Source organism: Nocardioides sp. (assembly GCF_036503465.1).
GTDB lineage: Bacteria > Actinomycetota > Actinomycetes > Propionibacteriales > Nocardioidaceae > Nocardioides.
Map to the genome: position 1 here is coordinate 54,631 of NZ_DASXWU010000054.1, position 17,098 is coordinate 71,728.

15 protein-coding genes are annotated in these 17,098 nt (G+C 69.4%); 7 read left to right on the top strand and 8 right to left on the bottom strand.

Annotated features, from left to right (window positions below; all coding sequences use genetic code 11):
* Window positions 1-21: 21 nt before the first annotated feature.
* The 4 genes from VGK78_RS10025 to VGK78_RS10040 all read right to left on the bottom strand — a co-directional run bounded on the left by VGK78_RS10025 (window position 22) and on the right by VGK78_RS10040 (window position 4,838).
* On the bottom strand, window positions 22-885 hold the full coding sequence (locus tag VGK78_RS10025; RefSeq protein WP_331527479.1) for an SDR family oxidoreductase: 864 nt from the start codon (window positions 883-885) through the stop codon (window positions 22-24).
* Window positions 882-2,261 carry a class II fumarate hydratase gene (locus tag VGK78_RS10030; protein WP_331527480.1) on the bottom strand — a complete coding sequence of 460 codons (1,380 nt, stop codon included), beginning with the start codon at window positions 2,259-2,261 and terminating at the stop codon, window positions 882-884. The genes VGK78_RS10025 and VGK78_RS10030 overlap by 4 nt, the downstream gene beginning before the upstream one ends.
* Before the next feature lie 27 nt (window positions 2,262-2,288).
* Entirely contained in the window at window positions 2,289-2,987 is a 699-nt protein-coding gene (locus VGK78_RS10035; protein ID WP_331527481.1) for a spermidine synthase, read from the bottom strand.
* A 156-nt stretch (window positions 2,988-3,143) separates the two neighbouring features.
* Complete coding sequence (locus tag VGK78_RS10040) at window positions 3,144-4,838, bottom strand: fumarate hydratase (protein WP_331527482.1); 1,695 nt, start codon at window positions 4,836-4,838, stop codon at window positions 3,144-3,146.
* A gap of 68 nt (window positions 4,839-4,906) precedes the next feature.
* Here VGK78_RS10040 and VGK78_RS10045 point away from each other — a divergent pair, with 68 nt between their 5' ends.
* From VGK78_RS10045 to VGK78_RS10075, 7 genes are all read left to right on the top strand, one after another.
* On the top strand, window positions 4,907-5,950 hold the full coding sequence (locus VGK78_RS10045) for a LacI family DNA-binding transcriptional regulator (protein ID WP_331527483.1): 1,044 nt from the start codon (window positions 4,907-4,909) through the stop codon (window positions 5,948-5,950).
* 152 nt (window positions 5,951-6,102) lie between these two features.
* Window positions 6,103-7,452 (top strand): ABC transporter substrate-binding protein, encoded by a 1,350-nt coding sequence (locus tag VGK78_RS10050; RefSeq protein WP_331527484.1) that lies wholly within the window; start codon window positions 6,103-6,105, stop codon window positions 7,450-7,452.
* Window positions 7,453-7,574: 122 nt separating this feature from the next.
* Window positions 7,575-8,573 (top strand): carbohydrate ABC transporter permease, encoded by a 999-nt coding sequence (locus VGK78_RS10055; protein ID WP_331527485.1) that lies wholly within the window; start codon window positions 7,575-7,577, stop codon window positions 8,571-8,573.
* Window positions 8,570-9,421 carry a carbohydrate ABC transporter permease gene (locus VGK78_RS10060; protein WP_331527486.1) on the top strand — a complete coding sequence of 284 codons (852 nt, stop codon included), beginning with the start codon at window positions 8,570-8,572 and terminating at the stop codon, window positions 9,419-9,421. Before VGK78_RS10055 ends, VGK78_RS10060 begins: the two co-directional genes overlap by 4 nt.
* Window positions 9,421-10,854, top strand: a complete 1,434-nt coding sequence (locus VGK78_RS10065) for a GH1 family beta-glucosidase (RefSeq protein ID WP_331527487.1) — start codon at window positions 9,421-9,423, stop codon at window positions 10,852-10,854. The genes VGK78_RS10060 and VGK78_RS10065 overlap by 1 nt, the downstream gene beginning before the upstream one ends.
* Before the next feature lie 106 nt (window positions 10,855-10,960).
* Complete coding sequence (locus tag VGK78_RS10070; protein WP_331527488.1) at window positions 10,961-11,995, top strand: TRM11 family SAM-dependent methyltransferase; 1,035 nt, start codon at window positions 10,961-10,963, stop codon at window positions 11,993-11,995.
* Window positions 11,996-12,005: 10 nt separating this feature from the next.
* The gene (locus tag VGK78_RS10075; RefSeq protein ID WP_331527489.1) at window positions 12,006-12,665 is read left to right on the top strand and encodes a DUF1707 SHOCT-like domain-containing protein; all 660 of its coding nucleotides are present in this window, start codon (window positions 12,006-12,008) and stop codon (window positions 12,663-12,665) included.
* Here VGK78_RS10075 and VGK78_RS10080 read toward each other — a convergent pair.
* Genes VGK78_RS10080 through VGK78_RS10095 form a run of 4 tightly spaced genes read right to left on the bottom strand, consistent with a single transcriptional unit; the run spans window position 12,652 to window position 16,949 of the window.
* Window positions 12,652-13,914 (bottom strand): ABC transporter ATP-binding protein, encoded by a 1,263-nt coding sequence (locus VGK78_RS10080; RefSeq protein ID WP_331527490.1) that lies wholly within the window; start codon window positions 13,912-13,914, stop codon window positions 12,652-12,654. The genes VGK78_RS10075 and VGK78_RS10080 overlap by 14 nt on opposite strands.
* Window positions 13,915-13,918: 4 nt before the next feature.
* Window positions 13,919-14,749, bottom strand: coding sequence for a carbohydrate ABC transporter permease (locus VGK78_RS10085; protein ID WP_331527491.1), 831 nt, complete (start codon window positions 14,747-14,749; stop codon window positions 13,919-13,921).
* A complete protein-coding gene (locus VGK78_RS10090; protein ID WP_331527492.1) occupies window positions 14,749-15,702 on the bottom strand; it encodes a carbohydrate ABC transporter permease in 954 nt (317 codons plus the stop codon). The genes VGK78_RS10085 and VGK78_RS10090 overlap by 1 nt, the downstream gene beginning before the upstream one ends.
* A complete protein-coding gene (locus tag VGK78_RS10095) occupies window positions 15,699-16,949 on the bottom strand; it encodes an extracellular solute-binding protein (RefSeq protein WP_331527493.1) in 1,251 nt (416 codons plus the stop codon). Before VGK78_RS10095 ends, VGK78_RS10090 begins: the two co-directional genes overlap by 4 nt.
* Between the last annotated feature and the right edge of the window lie 149 nt (window positions 16,950-17,098).

Here is a 17,098-nt window from a genome sequence, read left to right on the forward strand (position 1 = left end):
GCCTGGCCGGTGCCGCCAGCTTCACGCGGCGGCACCGGCCAGACCCACGAGCCGGGCGCTCACGACGTACAGCCGCTCACCGAGCGCGTCGTCCTGGGCGAGCGCCGAGGGCTCACGCAGTCGGTTGCGGTCGTAGTAGCCGCCGGTCTGCCCCTCGACCTCGGGACTCGTCGCGAGATAGGCGAGGCGCGAGCCGCCGGTCCGCGGGCTCTCCATCCGCCGCTTCATCAGCGCCAGCACCGGGCGGGCGAACCACGGGGCGCCGCTCCAGATGTTGGTCGCGATCGCGCCCGGGTGAAGTGAGGTGACCGTCACCCCGGTGCCGTCCAGCCGGGCGGCCAGCAGGCGGGCGGTGAGGACGTTGGCGAGCTTGGAGCGCGAGTACGCGCGCATGATCGAGTAGCCGCGCTCGAAGCCGACGTCGTCGAGGTCGAGGGTCCCGGAGTAGTGACCCTCCGACGACGTGAAGACGATCCGCGCGGGCGCGCTCTCGCGGATGCGCTCGAGCAGGAGCTCGGTCAGCAGGAACCCGGCGAGGTGGTTGACCGCGAACGTCGCCTCGATGCCGTCGACCGTGAGGGTGCGGCGGGAGAACACGGTGCCCGCGTTGTTGACGAGCACGTCGATGCGGACGCACGTCGCGAGCAGGTCGTCGGCCAGCCGGCGTACGGCGTGCAGATCGGCGAAGTCACACAGCAGCGAGTCGACGCGACACCGGGGTGACTCGGCCCGGATGCGTCCCACCGCGGCGGCGCTCCGCCCCGGGCTGCGGCCGACCAGGACGATCCGGCACCCCGGATCGGCCGACGCCACCTGGCTGGCGCACTCGAGCCCGATCCCGTCCGAGGCGCCGGTGATCACGTAGGTCTTCGGCGTGTCGTTCACCCGCGGGTCATCCGCTCCACGTCGAGGGCCTCGTCGAGCTGCTCCTCGGTGATCTCGCCGCGCTCGACGTAGCCCAGGTCGATCACGGTCTGCCGGATCGTCGCGCCGTCGGCCAGCGCCTGCTTGGCGATCTTCGCAGCGGCCTCGTAGCCGACGTACTTGTTCAGCGGGGTGACGATGCTCGGCGACGACTCGGCGTACGCGCGGAGCCGGTCGCGGTCGGCGGTGATGCCGTCGACGCAGTCGGCGAGGAGCCGCGAGGCGTTGGTCAGCAGCTCCATCGACTCCAGCAGGTTGCGCGCGATCACCGGCAGCATCACGTTGAGCTCGAAGCTGCCGGAGGCGCCGGCGAACGTGATCGCCGCGTCGTTGCCGATCACCTGGGCACAGACCTGGAGGGTCGCTTCGGGAATGACCGGGTTGACCTTGCCGGGCATGATGCTCGAGCCCGGCTGCAGGTCCTTCAGGTGGATCTCGGCGAGCCCGGCGGTCGGGCCGCTGCCCATCCAGCGCAGGTCGTTGCAGATCTTCACCAGCCCGACGGCGTAGGTCTTCAGGGCGCCGCTGAGCTCAACGAGAGAGTCCTGGGTGCCCTGAGCCTCGAAGTGGTTGCGGGCCTCTGTGAAGGACTCGCCGGTGTCGCTGTTGAGGTGGCCGATGGTCTGCTCGGCGAACGCCGGTGGCGTGTTGATCCCGGTGCCCACCGCTGTGCCGCCGAGGGGCAGCTCGCGGACGCGGGGGAGCACCGCGCCGAGCCGCTCGCGTGCGCACGCCGCGGTGGCGGCGTACCCCCCGAGCTCCTGGCCGAGCGTGACCGGTGTGGCGTCCATCAGGTGGGTGCGGCCGGACTTCACGGCGTCGGCGTACTCCTCCGCCTTGCGGGTCAGCGCGTCGGCGAGAACGCCCATCGCCTCGTCGAGCGGCCGTGCCGCGAGTACCGCGGCGACGTGGATGGCGCTGGGGAAGGTGTCGTTGGAGGACTGGCTGGCGTTGACGACGTCGTTCGGGTGGCACGCGACTCCCGCCTTGGAGGCGAGCGAGGAGATCACCTCGTTGGTGTTCATGTTGGTGCTGGTGCCCGAGCCGGTCTGGAAGACGTCGATCGGGAAGTGGTCGTCGTGCCCACCGTCGACGATCTCCGCGACCGCCGCCACGATCGCGTCCCGCTGCTCGGCGGTGATCACGTCGAGCTCGGCGTTGGTGCGCGCCGCCGCGCCCTTGATCCGGGCCAGGGCGTGGATCAGAGCCGGCGGGAGCGGGCGGCCGCTGATCGGGAAGTTCTGCACCGCCCGCTGCGTCTGCGCCCGCCAGAGCGCCTCGGCGGGCACCCGGACCTCGCCCATGGAGTCGTGCTCGGTGCGGAAGTTGCCGCTCATGCTCCCGAGGCTACGCGGGCCCGCCGCTCAGGCAGACGCCGAGCGATGGGCCGCGTACAACCAGTAGTGCTCGTCCCGGTCCTGGAGGCGCACCGCGTGGTCGCGCTCCTCGACCCGGTCGAACACCGCCCGCAGGGTGTCCACGAGAGTGGGGGAGCGCTCCGCCGACCACACCACGAGGGCTCCGCCGGCGTTGAGCCGATCCAGGACGGCCCGCAGGAAGGGCTCGCCGTAGATCACCGCGTTGGCCGTATGCACGAGCTGGTCGGGGCCGTTGTCGACGTCGAGCAGCACCACGTCGTACGACGCGGAGCCGGCCTCCGTGACCGCGGTGGCGATGTCGGCGACGACCACCCGGACCCGGTCGTCGGCGAGCAGCTGGGGTCCGTGCGCGATCGTGCCGCCGCGCATCCACTCGACGAGGGCCGGCTCGATCTCGACGACGTCCACGTGCTCCACCCGCCGGTCGCCGAGCACGCGCTGGAGGGTGAACCCGAGCCCCAGGCCGCCCACCAGCACTCGACGGGGCTCGGCGACGGCGCCGAGCGCCGCGTCCGCCAGCGCCTGCTCGGAGGCGTGCTCCGCGGTGTCCATCACGAACACCCCGTTGGCGCGCAGCTCCAGCACGGTCGGTCCTCCACGCCGGTCGGCGGCACCCGGCCGGCGTTCGCGCAGCACGAGCTCGCCGCGCTCGGAGTCGCTGCGCGCCACCTCGACGTACTCCACGGACCTACCGTAGACAGCGAGTGCGCGCTCGGCGTGGGCGGCTGGAGCCGGCGGCGACAACTAACTGGCCCACAGACGACCCTGGCCGGCTTCCGGGAGCGTCGTTCGTGGGCCAGTTTGTGGACGTCCCCCGAGCCTCCGGGGTGGCGGCAGCGGCTACTCCGCGGAGCGGACGCGGATGCCGGTGAGCGGCACGGTGACGGCGCCGGAGGGGTCGGCGAAGAAGTCGTTGCCCTTGTCGTCGACGACGATGAACGCCGGGAAGTCCTCGACCTCGATCTTCCAGACCGCCTCCATGCCGAGCTCCGGGTACTCCAGCACGTCCACCGACTTGATGCAGTCCTGGGCCAGCCGCGCGGCGGGGCCGCCGATCGAGCCGAGGTAGAAGCCACCGTGAGCCGCGCAGGCCTCGGTGACCACCTTCGACCGGTTGCCCTTCGCCAGCATCACCAGGGACCCGCCGGCGGCCTGGAACTGCTCGACGTAGGAGTCCATGCGCCCCGCGGTCGTGGGCCCGAACGAGCCCGACGCGTAGCCCTCCGGGGTCTTCGCCGGCCCCGCGTAGTAGACGGCGTGGTCGCGGAGGTACGCCGGCATCTCTTCGCCGGCGTCGAGCCGCTCCTTGATCTTCGCGTGCGCGATGTCGCGCGCCACGACCAGCGGGCCGGTCAGCGACAGCCGCGTCTTCACCGGATGCTTCGAGAGCTCCGCGAGGATCTCGGGCATCGGCCGGCGCAGGTCGATCCGCACGACGTCGGCATCGTCGGCAGGCTGCGTCGCCGACGTCGCCGGCAGGTACTTCGCCGGATCGGTCTCGAGCTGCTCCAGGAAGACGCCCTCCGGCGTGATCCTGCCGAGCGCCTGGCGATCGGCCGAGCACGACACCGCGATCGCGACCGGGCACGAGGCGCCGTGCCGGGGCAGTCGCACGACGCGCACGTCGTGGCAGAAGTACTTGCCGCCGAACTGCGCCCCGATACCGAAACCTTGAGTGAGCTTGAAGACCTCGTCCTCCAGCTCGAGGTCGCGAAACCCGTGCGCCGCAAGGGATCCCGACGTCGGCAGCTGGTCCAGGTAGTGCGCCGACGCGTACTTCGCGGTCTTCAGCGCGAACTCCGCGGACGTCCCGCCGATCACGACCGCCAGGTGGTACGGCGGGCACGCGGCCGTCCCCAGCGACCGGATCTTCTCGTCCAGGAAGGCGAGCATCCGCTTCGGGTTCAGGACGGCCTTCGTCTCCTGGTACAGGAACGACTTGTTCGCCGAGCCGCCGCCCTTGGCCATGAAGAGGAACGTGTACTCGGGGACGCCGTCGTGGTCGGGCGTCGAGTAGAGCTCGATCTGCGCCGGCAGGTTGGTGCCGGTGTTCTTCTCGTCCCACATCGTCAGCGGCGCGAGCTGCGAGTAGCGCAGGTTGAGCTCGGTGTACGCGTCGTACACGCCCTGGCTGATCGCCTCGCCGTCGTCGGCGCCGGTGAGCACGCCCTCGGACTTCTTGCCCATCACGATCGCCGTGCCGGTGTCCTGGCACATCGGCAGCACTCCACCGGCCGAGATGTTGACGTTCTTGAGCAGGTCGAGGGCGACGAAGCGGTCGTTCCCGCTGGACTCGGGGTCGTCGATGATCCGCCGCAACTGGGCGAGGTGCGCCGGCCGCAGGTAGTGCGCGATGTCGTGCATCGCCTCGGCGGTCAGCCGCCGGATGGCCTCGGGCGAGACGCGGAGGAAGATCCTTCCATCGGCCTCGAACGTCGAGACGCCCTCCGTCGTCACGAGCCGGTACGGCGTGTCGTCCGGGCCGATCGGCAGCAGGTCGGAGTAGCGGAACTCGGGCGCGACGGCGGGACTCACGAAGCAGGACGTTAGTCCGCGGTCGACGCCCGACGGTCGGCGGGCGAACGACGTGCCACACTGCCCCCGTGACGACGGCTCCACGGAAGGGGACCAGGCTCCGGCCTGCCCCGACGCTGGAGGAGGTCGCGGCCCGCGCCGGGGTTTCGCGCGCGACGGCGAGCCGGGTTCTGCGCGGTGATGCCAAGGTCAGCGAGCGGGCCCGGGACCTCGTGCTGGCCGCCGCCCGGGAGATCTCCTACGTCCCCAACCTCGCCGCCCGCACCCTGGTCACCGGACGCAGTGAGTCGGTCGCCTTCCTGGTCGAGGAGTCCGAGGAGCGGATGTTCGCCGACCCGTTCTTCCTCGGCATGCTCCGGAGCGCCCAAGAGGCGGTCGCGGACGCGGGACTGCAGCTGGTGTTCACGGTGATTAACCGCCCCGAGGACCAGGAGCGGTTCTTGGCCTATGCCGCGGGCGGCCACGTCGACGGCGTCCTGCTGCTCTCCCTGCACGGCCGCGACCAGCTCCCGCAGCGGCTCGAGGCGCTCGGCGTGCCCACGGTCCTGAGCGGCCGACCGCTGAGCGGCGGCCGACGACTCTGGTACGTCGATGCCGACAACGTCGGTGGTGGCGAGCTGGCCACGACCCATCTGCTGGAGTCGGGCCGCACCCGGGTGGCTACCGTGGCCGGTCCGCTCGACATGTGCGCGGGACAGGACCGGCTGGCCGGGTACAGGTCCGCGGTCGAGGCGGCCGGCCGTTCGTACGACGAGAGCCTGGTCTCGGTGGGCGACTTCACGCCCTCGGGCGGGCACGCCGCCGCCCTGCGGCTGCTCGACCGCAGGCCCGACGTGGACGCGATCTTCGCGGCGTCCGACCTGGCGGCGTTCGGCGTCGTCCGGGCCCTGCAGGAGCGGGGCCGGAAGGTCGGCGAGGACGTCGCCGTGATCGGTTTCGACGACATCCCGGAGGCCGCCGACCAGCACCCTCCCCTGACGACCGTGAAACAGCCGATCGCCGCGCTCGGTTCCGCGATGACCCGCCTCCTCCTGGACCGGATCGAGGGTCGCCGGGGGCTCACCCGGCGCACCGTCCTGCCCGTCGAGCTGGTCCTGCGCGAGACGGCTTGATCGAGGCTTAGACGTCCGCGATTCCTCAAGACCCTGCCGAAACCCACCCTTGACAGGGCGAGTGCGGGCGGATCATGCTGGCCGGCAACCCGCTCGTGAGAGCGCTCTCACAACCAGGTCCGGCCCGGCCGGAACCCCTCAGGAGGGACCCCATGCTCCGAAGCTCCACGCGTCGCCACGGTGCGGCCCTACTCGCGCTCGCCGCCACGGGAGCGTTCGTGCTGGCCGGCTGCGGCAACAACAGCACGTCGAACACCGACGCCGACATCGCCTCCGCCGGTCCCTGCGGCACGACCGACGACACCACGGTCACCGTGGGACTGTTCGGCACCTTCGGCTTCAAGGAGGCCGGCTTGTGGGACGCCTACAAGAAGGTCTGCCCCAACATCACGATCAAGGAGAACGACGTCGAGCAGTCGGCCGACTACTGGACCCGGCTGAAGACGCGCCTGGCGTCCGGGAGCGGCCTCGACGACGTCCAGGGCATCGAGATCGGCTTCGTGGCCGACGTGGTGCAGAACCACGCCGACCAGTTCGTCAACTGGAACACCGTGCCGAACGCCGCCGCCGACAAGGCGGAGTTCTACCCGTGGAAGTGGCAGCTGGCGTCGACGGCCGACGGCAAGACGACGGTCGGGCTCGGGACCGACACCGGCCCCGAGGCGATCTGCTACCGCAGCGACCTGCTCCAGCAGGCCGGGCTGCCCTCGGACCCCAAGACGCTCGCGAAGAAGTGGAGCACGTGGGACGACTTCATCGCCTTCGGCAAGCAGTACGAGGCGTCGTCCACCAAGCCGTCCGGATCGCACTTCGTGGACAGCGCCGCGAGCGTGTTCTCGACCGCCGTCTACCAGGGTCAGGAGGCTTACGACAACGCCGACGGACAGCCCGACGCCGAGAACAGTGACGGCGTCCAGAGCGCCTGGAAGTACGCGACCGAGGCCGCCCAGGACGGCATCACCGCCGGGCTGCAGCAGTTCACGCCGGACTGGAACAAGGCGTTCTCCAGCGGCGCTTTCGCGGCCCTGGCCTGCCCGACCTGGATGATGGGCTACATCCAGGGCCAGGCCGGCGACGCGTACGCCGGCAAGTGGGACATCGCGCCGGTGCTGCCGGGCGGCGCCACCAACTGGGGTGGCTCGTGGCTCGGCGTGCCCGAGAAGGCCGCCCACAAGGCCGCCGCGATCGCGCTGGTCGAGTGGTTGTCCGCCAAGGACCAGCAGGTGACGATGTGGAAGGACGGCGGGCACTTCCCGTCGAACTCCGACGCAGCCGCACAACCAGCCGTCAGCAACGCCAAGAGCGAGTACTTCAGCAACGCACCCGTCGGCCAGATCTTCGGCGACATCTCGTCGAAGATGAAGATCCCGCCGATCGGCCTCTACGACACCCAGATGCAGCAGGCGTTCACGACGCAGCTGACCAACGTCGAGACCAAGGGAACGTCGCCGGACGACGCGTTCAGCGCCGCCCTGGACGCGATCAAGCAGGTCACGGGCTGAGTGCCGGCCGGGTCGCCGGCCGACCTGCGCAGGTCGGCGGCCCGGCTCCTGCTCGGACGCCGGGCTGGAACGGGAAGACACGACCGCCCGGCCCGGCTAGAAAGAGCCTGAGAAAGGTGACCATGACCGCCCTGTTGGAGTCCGCCGAGCGAACGGTGCCGCTGCGACCTCGCACCCGCAGCCGGAGCCTCCTCCCCGGACGCCGGATCGCCTACGTCTACGTGCTCCCCTTCTTCCTGGTCTTCGCGGCCTTCAGCGTCTACCCGTGGATCGCGACCGCCTGGGTGTCCCTGCACGACACCCGGCTCACGACGTACAACGAGTCGAACTGGATCGGGCTGGCCAACTACCGTGACCTCCTCTCCAACCACTTCTTCTGGAACGCGTTCCGCAACACCCTCACGATCGGGATCATCTCGACGGTCCCGCAGCTGTGTATGGCGCTCGGCATCGCTCATCTGCTCAACTACCGGCTGCGCGGCCGGACCTTCTTCCGGGTCGCCATCCTGATGCCGTACGCGACGAGCCTGGCGGCGGCGACCGTGATCTTCGCAGAGCTCTTCGACCCCAAGCTCGGGCTGATCAACTGGGCCCTGCAGACGCTGCACCTGCCCACCGTCGACTGGCAGGGCTCGACCTGGCCCTCACAGATCGCGGTCTCGACGATCGTGACCTGGCGCTGGACCGGCTACAACGCATTGATCTACCTGGCCGGCATGCAGGCGATCAGCACCGATCTCTACGAGGCGGCCGCCATGGACGGGGCGGGACGCTGGGCGCAGTTCCGGAACGTCACGATCCCGGGGCTCCGGCCGACGATCCTGTTCACGATCGTGGTCTCGACGATCGGTGCGGCGCAGCTGTTCGGCGAGCCGCTCCTCTACCACAACGGACTGCCGGACGGCGGCACGCAGAACCAGTACCAGACGCTCGGGCTGCTCATGTACCAGCAGGGCTGGACCAACGACCGGCTCGGGCTGGCGTCCGCCACCGCCTGGACGATGTTCCTGATCATCGTCCTGGCGGTCGCGACCAACCTGCTCCTCGCGCGCCGGCGTGAACGCCGCGACGGGCGGCGAGGGTCGCTGGTGACGGCCGCGCCGGAGGTGACGGCGTCGTGAGCGGCACGGTTCCGGGAACCGCGAGCGGCGGGGTGCTCAAGGCGGGCTGGATGACCTACACCCTGGTCGGGCTGGTCACCGTGCTCTCGGTCTTCCCCCTCTACTACACGATCGTGATGGCGTCGCACACGAACGCCGAGATGGCGGCCTCCACCCCGCCGCTGCTGCCGAACTCCTCGCTGTTCGGCAACGTGAAGAAGGCGCTCGACCTGGCACCGCTGAACCACGGCCTGATCAACTCGGTGATCGTCGCCGGGTCCCTCGCTCTCGGCACGGTCTCCCTCAGCACGCTGGCCGGGTTCGCCTTCGCCAAGCTGCGGTTCCGCGGCTCCAACATCCTGCTCGCCATCTGCATCGCGACGATGATGGTGCCGCTGCAGATGGGCGTGATCCCGCTCTACATGCTGATGGCGAAGCTCGGCCTGGCCGGACACCTGAGCGCGGTGATCCTGCCCGGGCTGTGCACGGCGTTCGGGGTCTTCTTCATGCGGCAGTACGTCGTCAGCGCCGTGCCCGACGAGCTGATCGAGGCGGCGTACATGGACGGCGCCGGACCGTTCCGGGTCCTCTGGTCCGTGGTGGTGCCGGCGGTGCGGCCGGCGATGGCGGTGCTCGGGATGCTCACGTTCCTGATGGCGTGGAACGACTTCTTCTGGCCGATCATCGTGCTCAGCTCGCAGAACCCCACCGTGCAGGTGTCGTTCCAGAGTCTGGCCACCGGCTACGCGCCGCAGCAGTCCATCATCATGGCCGGCACCCTCTACGGCACGGTCCCGGTCCTCGTCGTGTTCGCCCTGCTGGGCAGGCAGATCGTCGGCGGCATCATGCAAGGGGCGGTGAAGGGTTGATGAGCACCCCACGACGTTCTTCTCCTCCCCCGCTCCGCTCCTCCGTCGAACAACGCCGCGGGGACCCGGCGGTCTCGGAACACTCGTTCCCCGACGGTTTCGTCTGGGGCGTCGCGACGTCGGCGTACCAGATCGAGGGTGCGGTTGCCGAGGACGGGCGCGGCCCCAGCATCTGGGACACGTTCAGCCACACCCCGGGGTCGATCGACAACGACGACACCGGTGACGTGGCCTGCGACCACTACCACCGGTGGCGGGAGGACATCGACCTGATGGTCGAGCTCGGGATCGCGTCGTACCGGTTCTCGGTCGCCTGGCCGCGAGTGATGCCGGACGGCCGGACGGTGAACCAGGAGGGTCTGGACTTCTACCGGCGCCTGGTGGACGGCCTGCTCGAGCGCGGGATCCGGCCCCTGATGACGCTCTACCACTGGGACCTCCCGCAGAGCCTCGACACCGGGGACGCGGGTGGGTGGCTCTCGCGCGACCTCCCGGACCGCTTCGTCGACTACGCGCTGGTGCTCGGCAAGGAGCTCGGCGACCGGGTCCGCGCGATCACCACGCTGAACGAGCCCTGGTGCTCGGCGTACCTCGGCTACGCGAACGGGGAGCACGCGCCGGGCCGCACCGAGGACGCCCTCGCCTACCGCGCGGCCCACCACCTCAACCTGGCCCACGGGCGCGCCGTCACGGCCCTGCGCGACGTCCTTCCTGCGGACGCTGACGTGTCGGTGGCTCTCAACCTGCTCCAGGTGGAGGCGGCTTCGGACCGTCCCGAGGACGTGGCGGCGGCGCAGCACGCGGACCTGATCGCCAACCGGGTGTTCCTGGACCCGATGTTCGGCGACGGGTACTCCGAGGCGCTGCGGGCCACGACCGCCGGCCTCACCGACTGGTCCTTCGTCCGGCCGGGCGACGAGGAGGAGATCGGGGTCCCCCTCGACTCCGTCGGTGTCAACTTCTACAACCCGAGCCGGGTCAGCGCGCACCCCAGCCCCTCCGGCGGCGCGCCGTTCCCCGGCACGCACCGCGCGTTCTACGCCGACATCCCGGGCCCGCGGACCGTGATGGGCTGGCCGATCGTGCCGTCGGGCCTGACCGACCTGCTGCTGCGCGTGCAGCGCGACGTCGGCCTGCCGATCCACGTGACCGAGAACGGTCTGGGCGCCCACGACGTGATGGAGGGGGGCACGGTCCACGACCAGGATCGGATCGACTACCTGCGCGACCACCTGGGTGCGGTGCTCGAGGCGCTCCGGCAGGGCGTCGACGTCCGCGGCTACTACGTGTGGACGCTGCTGGACAACTTCGAGTGGGCGTGGGGATACGAGAAGAGGTTCGGACTCGTCCACGTCGACTTCGCCGACCAGCGCCGAACCCTCAAGGACTCCGCGCGGTGGTACGCCGAGGTGATCGCTCGGCACGGGTTGTAGCCCGGCGGTGGCTGAGCCACGTTTCTGGGGCGGGGGACGGTGGCTGGCTCACCGCCACCGCCGAGCCCCCCGGCGGGCCGCGGCGCTCATCTAGGCTCGCCGTGTCATGAGCCGCTACGCCCTGCTCGTCTCCCCGTCGGCCAACCGTGTGTACGCACGCTCGGTGTCCGCGTTGACCGTGGCCGAGCTCGCGGTGCTGGCCGAGACCGCGCTGGCCGGCCGGCTGGGCGAGGCCCGTCCGGAGAACGTCGCGGGCGTGGAGTACGTGACGTTCGACGGCGACCTCGACGCACGCGGCCTGGCCCACGTCGCCAACGTCTCGACCGCCTTCGCGTTGTTCGAGCGGACGCCCGACGACGCATTCCGTCCGGTGGCTCTCGAGCGTTTGGACGCCTTCGACGACGACCTGCTCTCGATCCTGAAGTACGCCGGCAAGACCAACGAGCTGTTCACCAAGCTCCTGCTCAACGTGACGGTCCTCGCCTCGGGCAGCGCCGCGCGGATGCTCACCGACCGGCTGCGCGTCCTCGACCCGCTGTGCGGCCGCGGCACGACGCTGAACCAGACCCTGATGTACGGCTGGCACGCCTCCGGGATCGACGTCGACAGCGCCGACTTCGAGACCTACGCCGCCTTCCTGCCGCGGTGGCTGAAGGACAAGCGGCTCAAGCACACCGCCACGACGGCCAAGCTGCGGCGGGAGGGCCGCACCCTCGGCCGGCGCTTCGACGTCGAGCTGGCAACGAGCAAGCAGGCCTGGGCCGACGGCGACACCATCACCGTGTCGACCGCGCTGACCGACACCCGTGAGGCCTCCGAGGTCTTCAAGGCCGCGAGCTTCGACGTCGTCGTCACCGACGCGCCGTACGGCGTGCAGCACGGCAGCCGGTCCGGCGGCGGCCTGCAGCGGCGGCCACGCGAGCTGCTCGCCGAGTCGCTGCCCGGTTGGGTCCGGCTGCTGCGCCCCGGGGGAGCGGTCGGGATCGCGCTGAACGTCCGCACCTGCCCCCGCGACGACGCCCTGGCGATGCTGACCGACGCCGGCCTCGAGCCGCGCGACACGACGGCGTACCGAGGGTTCGAGCACCGCGTCGACCAGGCGATCCAGCGCGACCTCGTGGTCGCGGTGAACCCGGTTTAGTGTGACTTCCATGTCTGACGGCAAGGACGCGCAGGACCCTTCGCAGCTGAGGATCTCGGACTCCGACCGGCACAAGGTGGCCGAGGTGCTGCGCGAGGCCGCAGGTGAGGGCCGGATCGACTTCGAGGAGCTGGACCAGCGGCTGGAGGCGACGTACGCCGCGCGCACCTACGCCGATCTGGTGCCGATCACGCTCGACCTGCCCGTGCACGGAGCCGCGAACCTGCCGACGCAGCCTGCGACTGCATCCATGCCGTCGCCCGTCGTCGCCGGCGGCCCGGCGGAGGAGCGACACCTGGCGATCATGAGCGGCCTGGAGCGCAAGGGCGTCTGGACGGTGCCGGCGCGGATGACGGTGAACTGCTTCATGGGCGGTGCCGACCTCGACCTGCGTCGCGCGCAGTTCGCGGCGCAGGAGGTCGTGATCACGATCAATGCGGTCATGGGCGGCGCCGACATCAAGGTCAACCCGCACACCGAGGTGATCATGGAGGGCACCGGGATCATGGGCGGGTACAGCGGCCCCTCCGGGCACACCGACGCGGAGCTGGACGCGAACAGTCCCGTCGTCCGCATCCGTGGCTTCGCCCTGATGGGCGGCGTGAGCGTCTCACGCCGCCGCGCTCCCGGCGCTCCGTCCGGGCCGGGCCGGGAGCTCAGGCCTCGGTAGCGGCCTCCTGCTCGCCGGGAGTCGCGATCGAGTCCTGCTGGCGTGCGACGTCCTGCGTCGAGGTGTCCTCCGGCAGGGTGCCGGCAGCGGAACGGTCGACCGTGAGGTTCTCGCCCGTGCTCGGGTCGAAGAGGTGGATCTGTGAGGTGTCCACCCAGATCTCGGCCTCGTCGCCCTCCTTGACCCGGCTGGAGCTGTCGAGAGCGATCACCAGCTGCGTGTGCATGACCTCGCTGTCGAGGTCGCGCCCGAGCTGGTTCAGCTGCTCCTGCACCTCCGGCGCGGCCTCGAACGGGCTGTAGGCGTAGGCCTCGTTGCCCAGCCACTCGACGACGTCGACCTTGGTCCGGAACGTCGCGCCCTGCGTCTTGGACGAGTCCATGACCGAGGCGTCCTCGAAGTGCTCGGGCCGGATGCCGGCGATCAGCAACCCTTTGCCCTTCGCCTTGCTCGCGTTCTCCTGGGGGATGGCGAACGTGCCGAACGGGAGCTTGACCTGGGTGCCCTCCACGGTCGCCGGCATGAAGTTCATCGGTGGGCTGCCGATGAACCCCGCCACGAACAGGTTGACCGGGTTGGTGTAGAGCTCCCGCGGCGTCGCCAGCTGCTGGAGCACGCCGCGCTTGAGGACCGCCACCCGGTCGCCCAGCGTCATCGCCTCCGTCTGGTCGTGGGTGACGTAGACCGTGGTGATGCCGAGCCGACGCTGCAGCCGCGCGATCTCGGTGCGCATCTGCCCGCGCAGCTTGGCGTCGAGGTTGGACAGCGGCTCGTCGAACAGGAACGCCTGGGCGTCCCGGACGATCGCACGGCCCATGGCGACCCGCTGCCGCTGACCACCGGAGAGGTTGCCCGGCTTGCGGTCGAGGTGCTCGTCGAGCTCGAGGGTGCTCGAGGCCTCGCGCACCTTGCGGTCGACCTCCTCGTTGCTCACACCCGCCAGCCGCAGGGGGAACGCGATGTTCTCGTAGACGGTCAGGTGCGGGTACAACGCGTAGTTCTGGAACACCATCGCCAGGTTGCGGTCGCGCGGGGCGAGGTCGTTCACGCGCTTCCCGCCGATCACCATGTCGCCGGAGGTGATGTCCTCGAGGCCGACGATCATCCGCAGCAGCGTGGACTTCCCGCACCCGGATGGACCGACGAGGATCATGAACTCGCCGTCCTCCACGTCGATGGACACGTCGTTCACGGCGGGGAAGCCGTCGCCGTACTGCTTGACGATGTTCTTCATCTCGATGGCAGCCATTGGATCAACCCTTCACTGCGCCGGACGTCAGGCCGGCGACGATTCTGCGCTGGAACAACAGGACGATGATGATGATCGGGATCGTGACGATCACCGACGCCGTGGCGAGCAGGGAGTACGGCGGGTTGAACGGGTCGGGACCCACGAAGAACGACATCTGGGCGGGCACGGTGCGCGACGCCGTCGTCGACGTCAGCGAGATGGCCAACGCGTACTCGTTCCAGGCGAAGAAGAACGTCAGGATCGCCGCCGTGAACACCCCCGGGGCCGCGAGCGGGACGATCACCTTGCGGAACGCCTGCCAGGAGGTGGCACCGTCGACCTGCGCCGCCTGCTCCATCTCCCACGGGATCTCTCGGAAGAACGCCGAGAGGGTCCAGATCGCCAGCGGCAGCGTGAAGGTGAGGTACGGGATGATCAGGCCCGGCCACGTGTTGAACAGGTGGGCGATCCGCCACATGTCGAACAGCGGACTGATCAGCGACACCACCGGGAACATCGCGATCGCCAGGGCGATCGACAGCACGACCCGCTTGCCCTTGAAGTCCAGTCGGGCGATGGCGTACGCCGCGAACGTCGCGAAGATCACCGACAGCACCGTCGCGATGATCGCGATCCCGAACGAGTTGCGCAGGGCGTCGGTGAAGTCGCCGTTGGACAAGATGTCCTTGTAGTTCTGGATCGTCCAGGACTTGGGTAGGAACTGCGGGCTGCCCGTGGTGGTCTCGGCCACCGACTTGAACGAGAGCGAAAGGATCCAGGCGACCGGTAGCAGGCACCAGACCAGGATCACGATGAACCCGACGATGATGCCGGGGCCGAGTCGCTGCTTCATCAGCCCTCCCCTCGCGCCGAGGCCAGATCGACCCGGAACAGCTTGACGATCACGAACGCGATGACCAGCACAGCCAGGAACAGCAGCACCGACAGTGCGGATCCCATGCCGAGCTGCATCTGTTGGATCACCTGGCGGTAGGTCAGGAACGACGACGACTCGGTGTTCTGGGCCCCCGCGGTCATGATCGCGATGTTGTCGAAGATCCGGAACGCGTCGAGGGCCCGGAAGAGCACCGCGACCATGATCGCGGCCCGCATGTTCGGCAGGATCACCTTGTAGAGCCGCTGCCACCAGGTGGCGCCGTCGACCTGGGCTGCCTCGATCATGTCCTCGGAGACCTGCGAGAGTCCGGCCAGCAGCAGCAGCGACATGAACGGCGTGGTCTTCCAGACCTCCGACGCCATGATCGCGAACATCGCGTGCCAGTGGTCACCGAACCAGTTGGTCTGTGGCCCGATCCAGGGCAGCCAGTGGAACCAGCCGTTCACCCACCCGTTGTTCAGGCTGAACGCGAACTGCCAGGCGAACGCCGACACGACCGTGACGATGCCGTAGGGGATCAGGATCGCCGTCCGCATCAGACCTCTCGCGATCATGATCCGGTGCATCACCATCGCGAACGTGAAGCCGATCACCAGCTCGACGACGACGGTCGCCACCATGATGATCACGGTGTTGAGCGTGTCCTTCCAGAACAGCGAGTCGCCCAGGATGACGCCGTAGTTGTCGAGCCCGACGAAGCTTCTGTCGTTCGGCGTGGTCAGCCGGTAGCGGAACAACGACAGGTAGAGCGCCTGGATCATCGGGTACGCCGTCACCAGCACCATGACGATCACGGCCGGAGCGACGAGCTTCTGGCCCAGTCGGTTCTCGGCGACCGAGCGGTCGCTCATCGACGCCTTGCGCGGCGCGGTTTCGGTCTGTGCTGGGGTCGCGACGGTGGTACTCACAACAGCTTCTTCCCTTCCAGGACCTGCTGGATGTACGTCTGCGAGCTCGCCGGGGTGCTCGACGACACGGAGCTGGCGGGGTGCCAGGAGTTCTGGAGGGCACTGGAGATGTCACTCCAGTACGGCGTCAGCGGACGCGGACCCGCGTCGTCCACCTCCTGCTGGAACAGCTGCAGCAGGCTCGCCGGGTAGGCCTTCTTGAGCTTGTCGTAGGCGTAGCCGGCCTGGCTGGAGGGCATGTTGCCGGTGTCGACGGCGTACTGGCCCTGGTTGTCCGGGGAGGTGATGCACTCGACCGCCTGCCAGTCCAGGTCCTGGTGCGTCGACGTCGAGCTCACGCCGATGCCGATGCCGCCGTACGGCGGACGCGACGGCTGGCCCTGGACGGTCTCGGGGTACGGCGCCCAGCCCAGGTCGTTCAGGGTGGCCTTGTCGGTGGCGTAGTTGGAGTAGATGAACGTCCAGTTCACCTGGAAGGCGCCCTTGTCGGTCGCGAACGGTGCCAGCACGGTGCCCTCGTTGGACACCGACAGGTCGGGTTCGGCGGCCTTGGAGTGCGCGAGCGTGTCGATCACCTTCGCGGCATCCTCACCGGCCTGGGAGTTCACATCGACGTTGGCATCCACCCCGGCGTTCGGGTCGGTCACCAGGTTGCCGCCGGCACCCATCACGAGGGCGTTGATCCACACGACGTACCCCTCGTACTTGTCGGCCTGGACGCCGACCGTGCCGCCGTTGTCCGCGGCGGCCTTGATGATCTGGTCCCAGGTCACGGGCTTGCTCATGTCGAGGCCGGCCTTCTGGGCGAAGGACTTGCGGTACCACAGCGCCTGCACGTTGGACCAGAACGGCGCCACCACCAGCTTGTTGTCCCAGGTCGACGCCGTCACCGCGCCCTTGAAGGCCTGGGGCAGCTTCTGCTGGACGCTCTGAGGCACCGGAACGACGAAGTCCGCGGCCGCGAACTCCGCGGTGAAGGCCGGGTCGAGACTCATCAGGTCGATGCTGCTGTCGTTCGCGGCGAGACGCCGCGCGAGCTGGACGCGCTGCTCGGTCGCGTCCTGGGGCAGCACCTGGGTCTCGATCTTGTAGGCGCCGTTGCTGGCGGCCGTGCACCGCGCGGCGATCGCCGCCTGGCCGCCGGGGTCGGGGTTCGTGTACCAGATGAGTGTGGGTGGGCCGCCGTTGCCGCCGCACGCGGTGAGGAGCCCCGCGGCCGTGGCGAGGACGGCAAGAGACCCGGTCACGCGTCGCCTGGCCGAGGTCCCCCCGGAGGGAACGGCAGCCCCCCGAGATCGCCTGGGGATGTGCATGGTGTGCGCTCCCTCCACGAAGTGAACTACCTCACGTCTAGTCGCATTCGCAGAGGTTCGCAAGGCTTGACGGATCCCGTCGT

Bases quoted from the DNA above. Each gene is read 5' to 3' on its own strand.
- VGK78_RS10030 (WP_331527480.1), bottom strand. From the start codon at position 2,261: ATGAGCGGCAACTTCCGCACCGAGCACGACTCCATGGGCGAGGTCCGG.
- VGK78_RS10050 (WP_331527484.1), top strand. From the start codon at position 6,103: ATGCTCCGAAGCTCCACGCGTCGCCACGGTGCGGCCCTACTCGCGCTC.
- VGK78_RS10055 (WP_331527485.1), top strand. From the start codon at position 7,575: ATGACCGCCCTGTTGGAGTCCGCCGAGCGAACGGTGCCGCTGCGACCT.
- VGK78_RS10065 (WP_331527487.1), top strand. From the start codon at position 9,421: ATGAGCACCCCACGACGTTCTTCTCCTCCCCCGCTCCGCTCCTCCGTC.
- VGK78_RS10070 (WP_331527488.1), top strand. From the start codon at position 10,961: ATGAGCCGCTACGCCCTGCTCGTCTCCCCGTCGGCCAACCGTGTGTAC.
- VGK78_RS10075 (WP_331527489.1), top strand. From the start codon at position 12,006: ATGTCTGACGGCAAGGACGCGCAGGACCCTTCGCAGCTGAGGATCTCG.
- VGK78_RS10080 (WP_331527490.1), bottom strand. From the start codon at position 13,914: ATGGCTGCCATCGAGATGAAGAACATCGTCAAGCAGTACGGCGACGGC.
- VGK78_RS10085 (WP_331527491.1), bottom strand. From the start codon at position 14,749: ATGAAGCAGCGACTCGGCCCCGGCATCATCGTCGGGTTCATCGTGATC.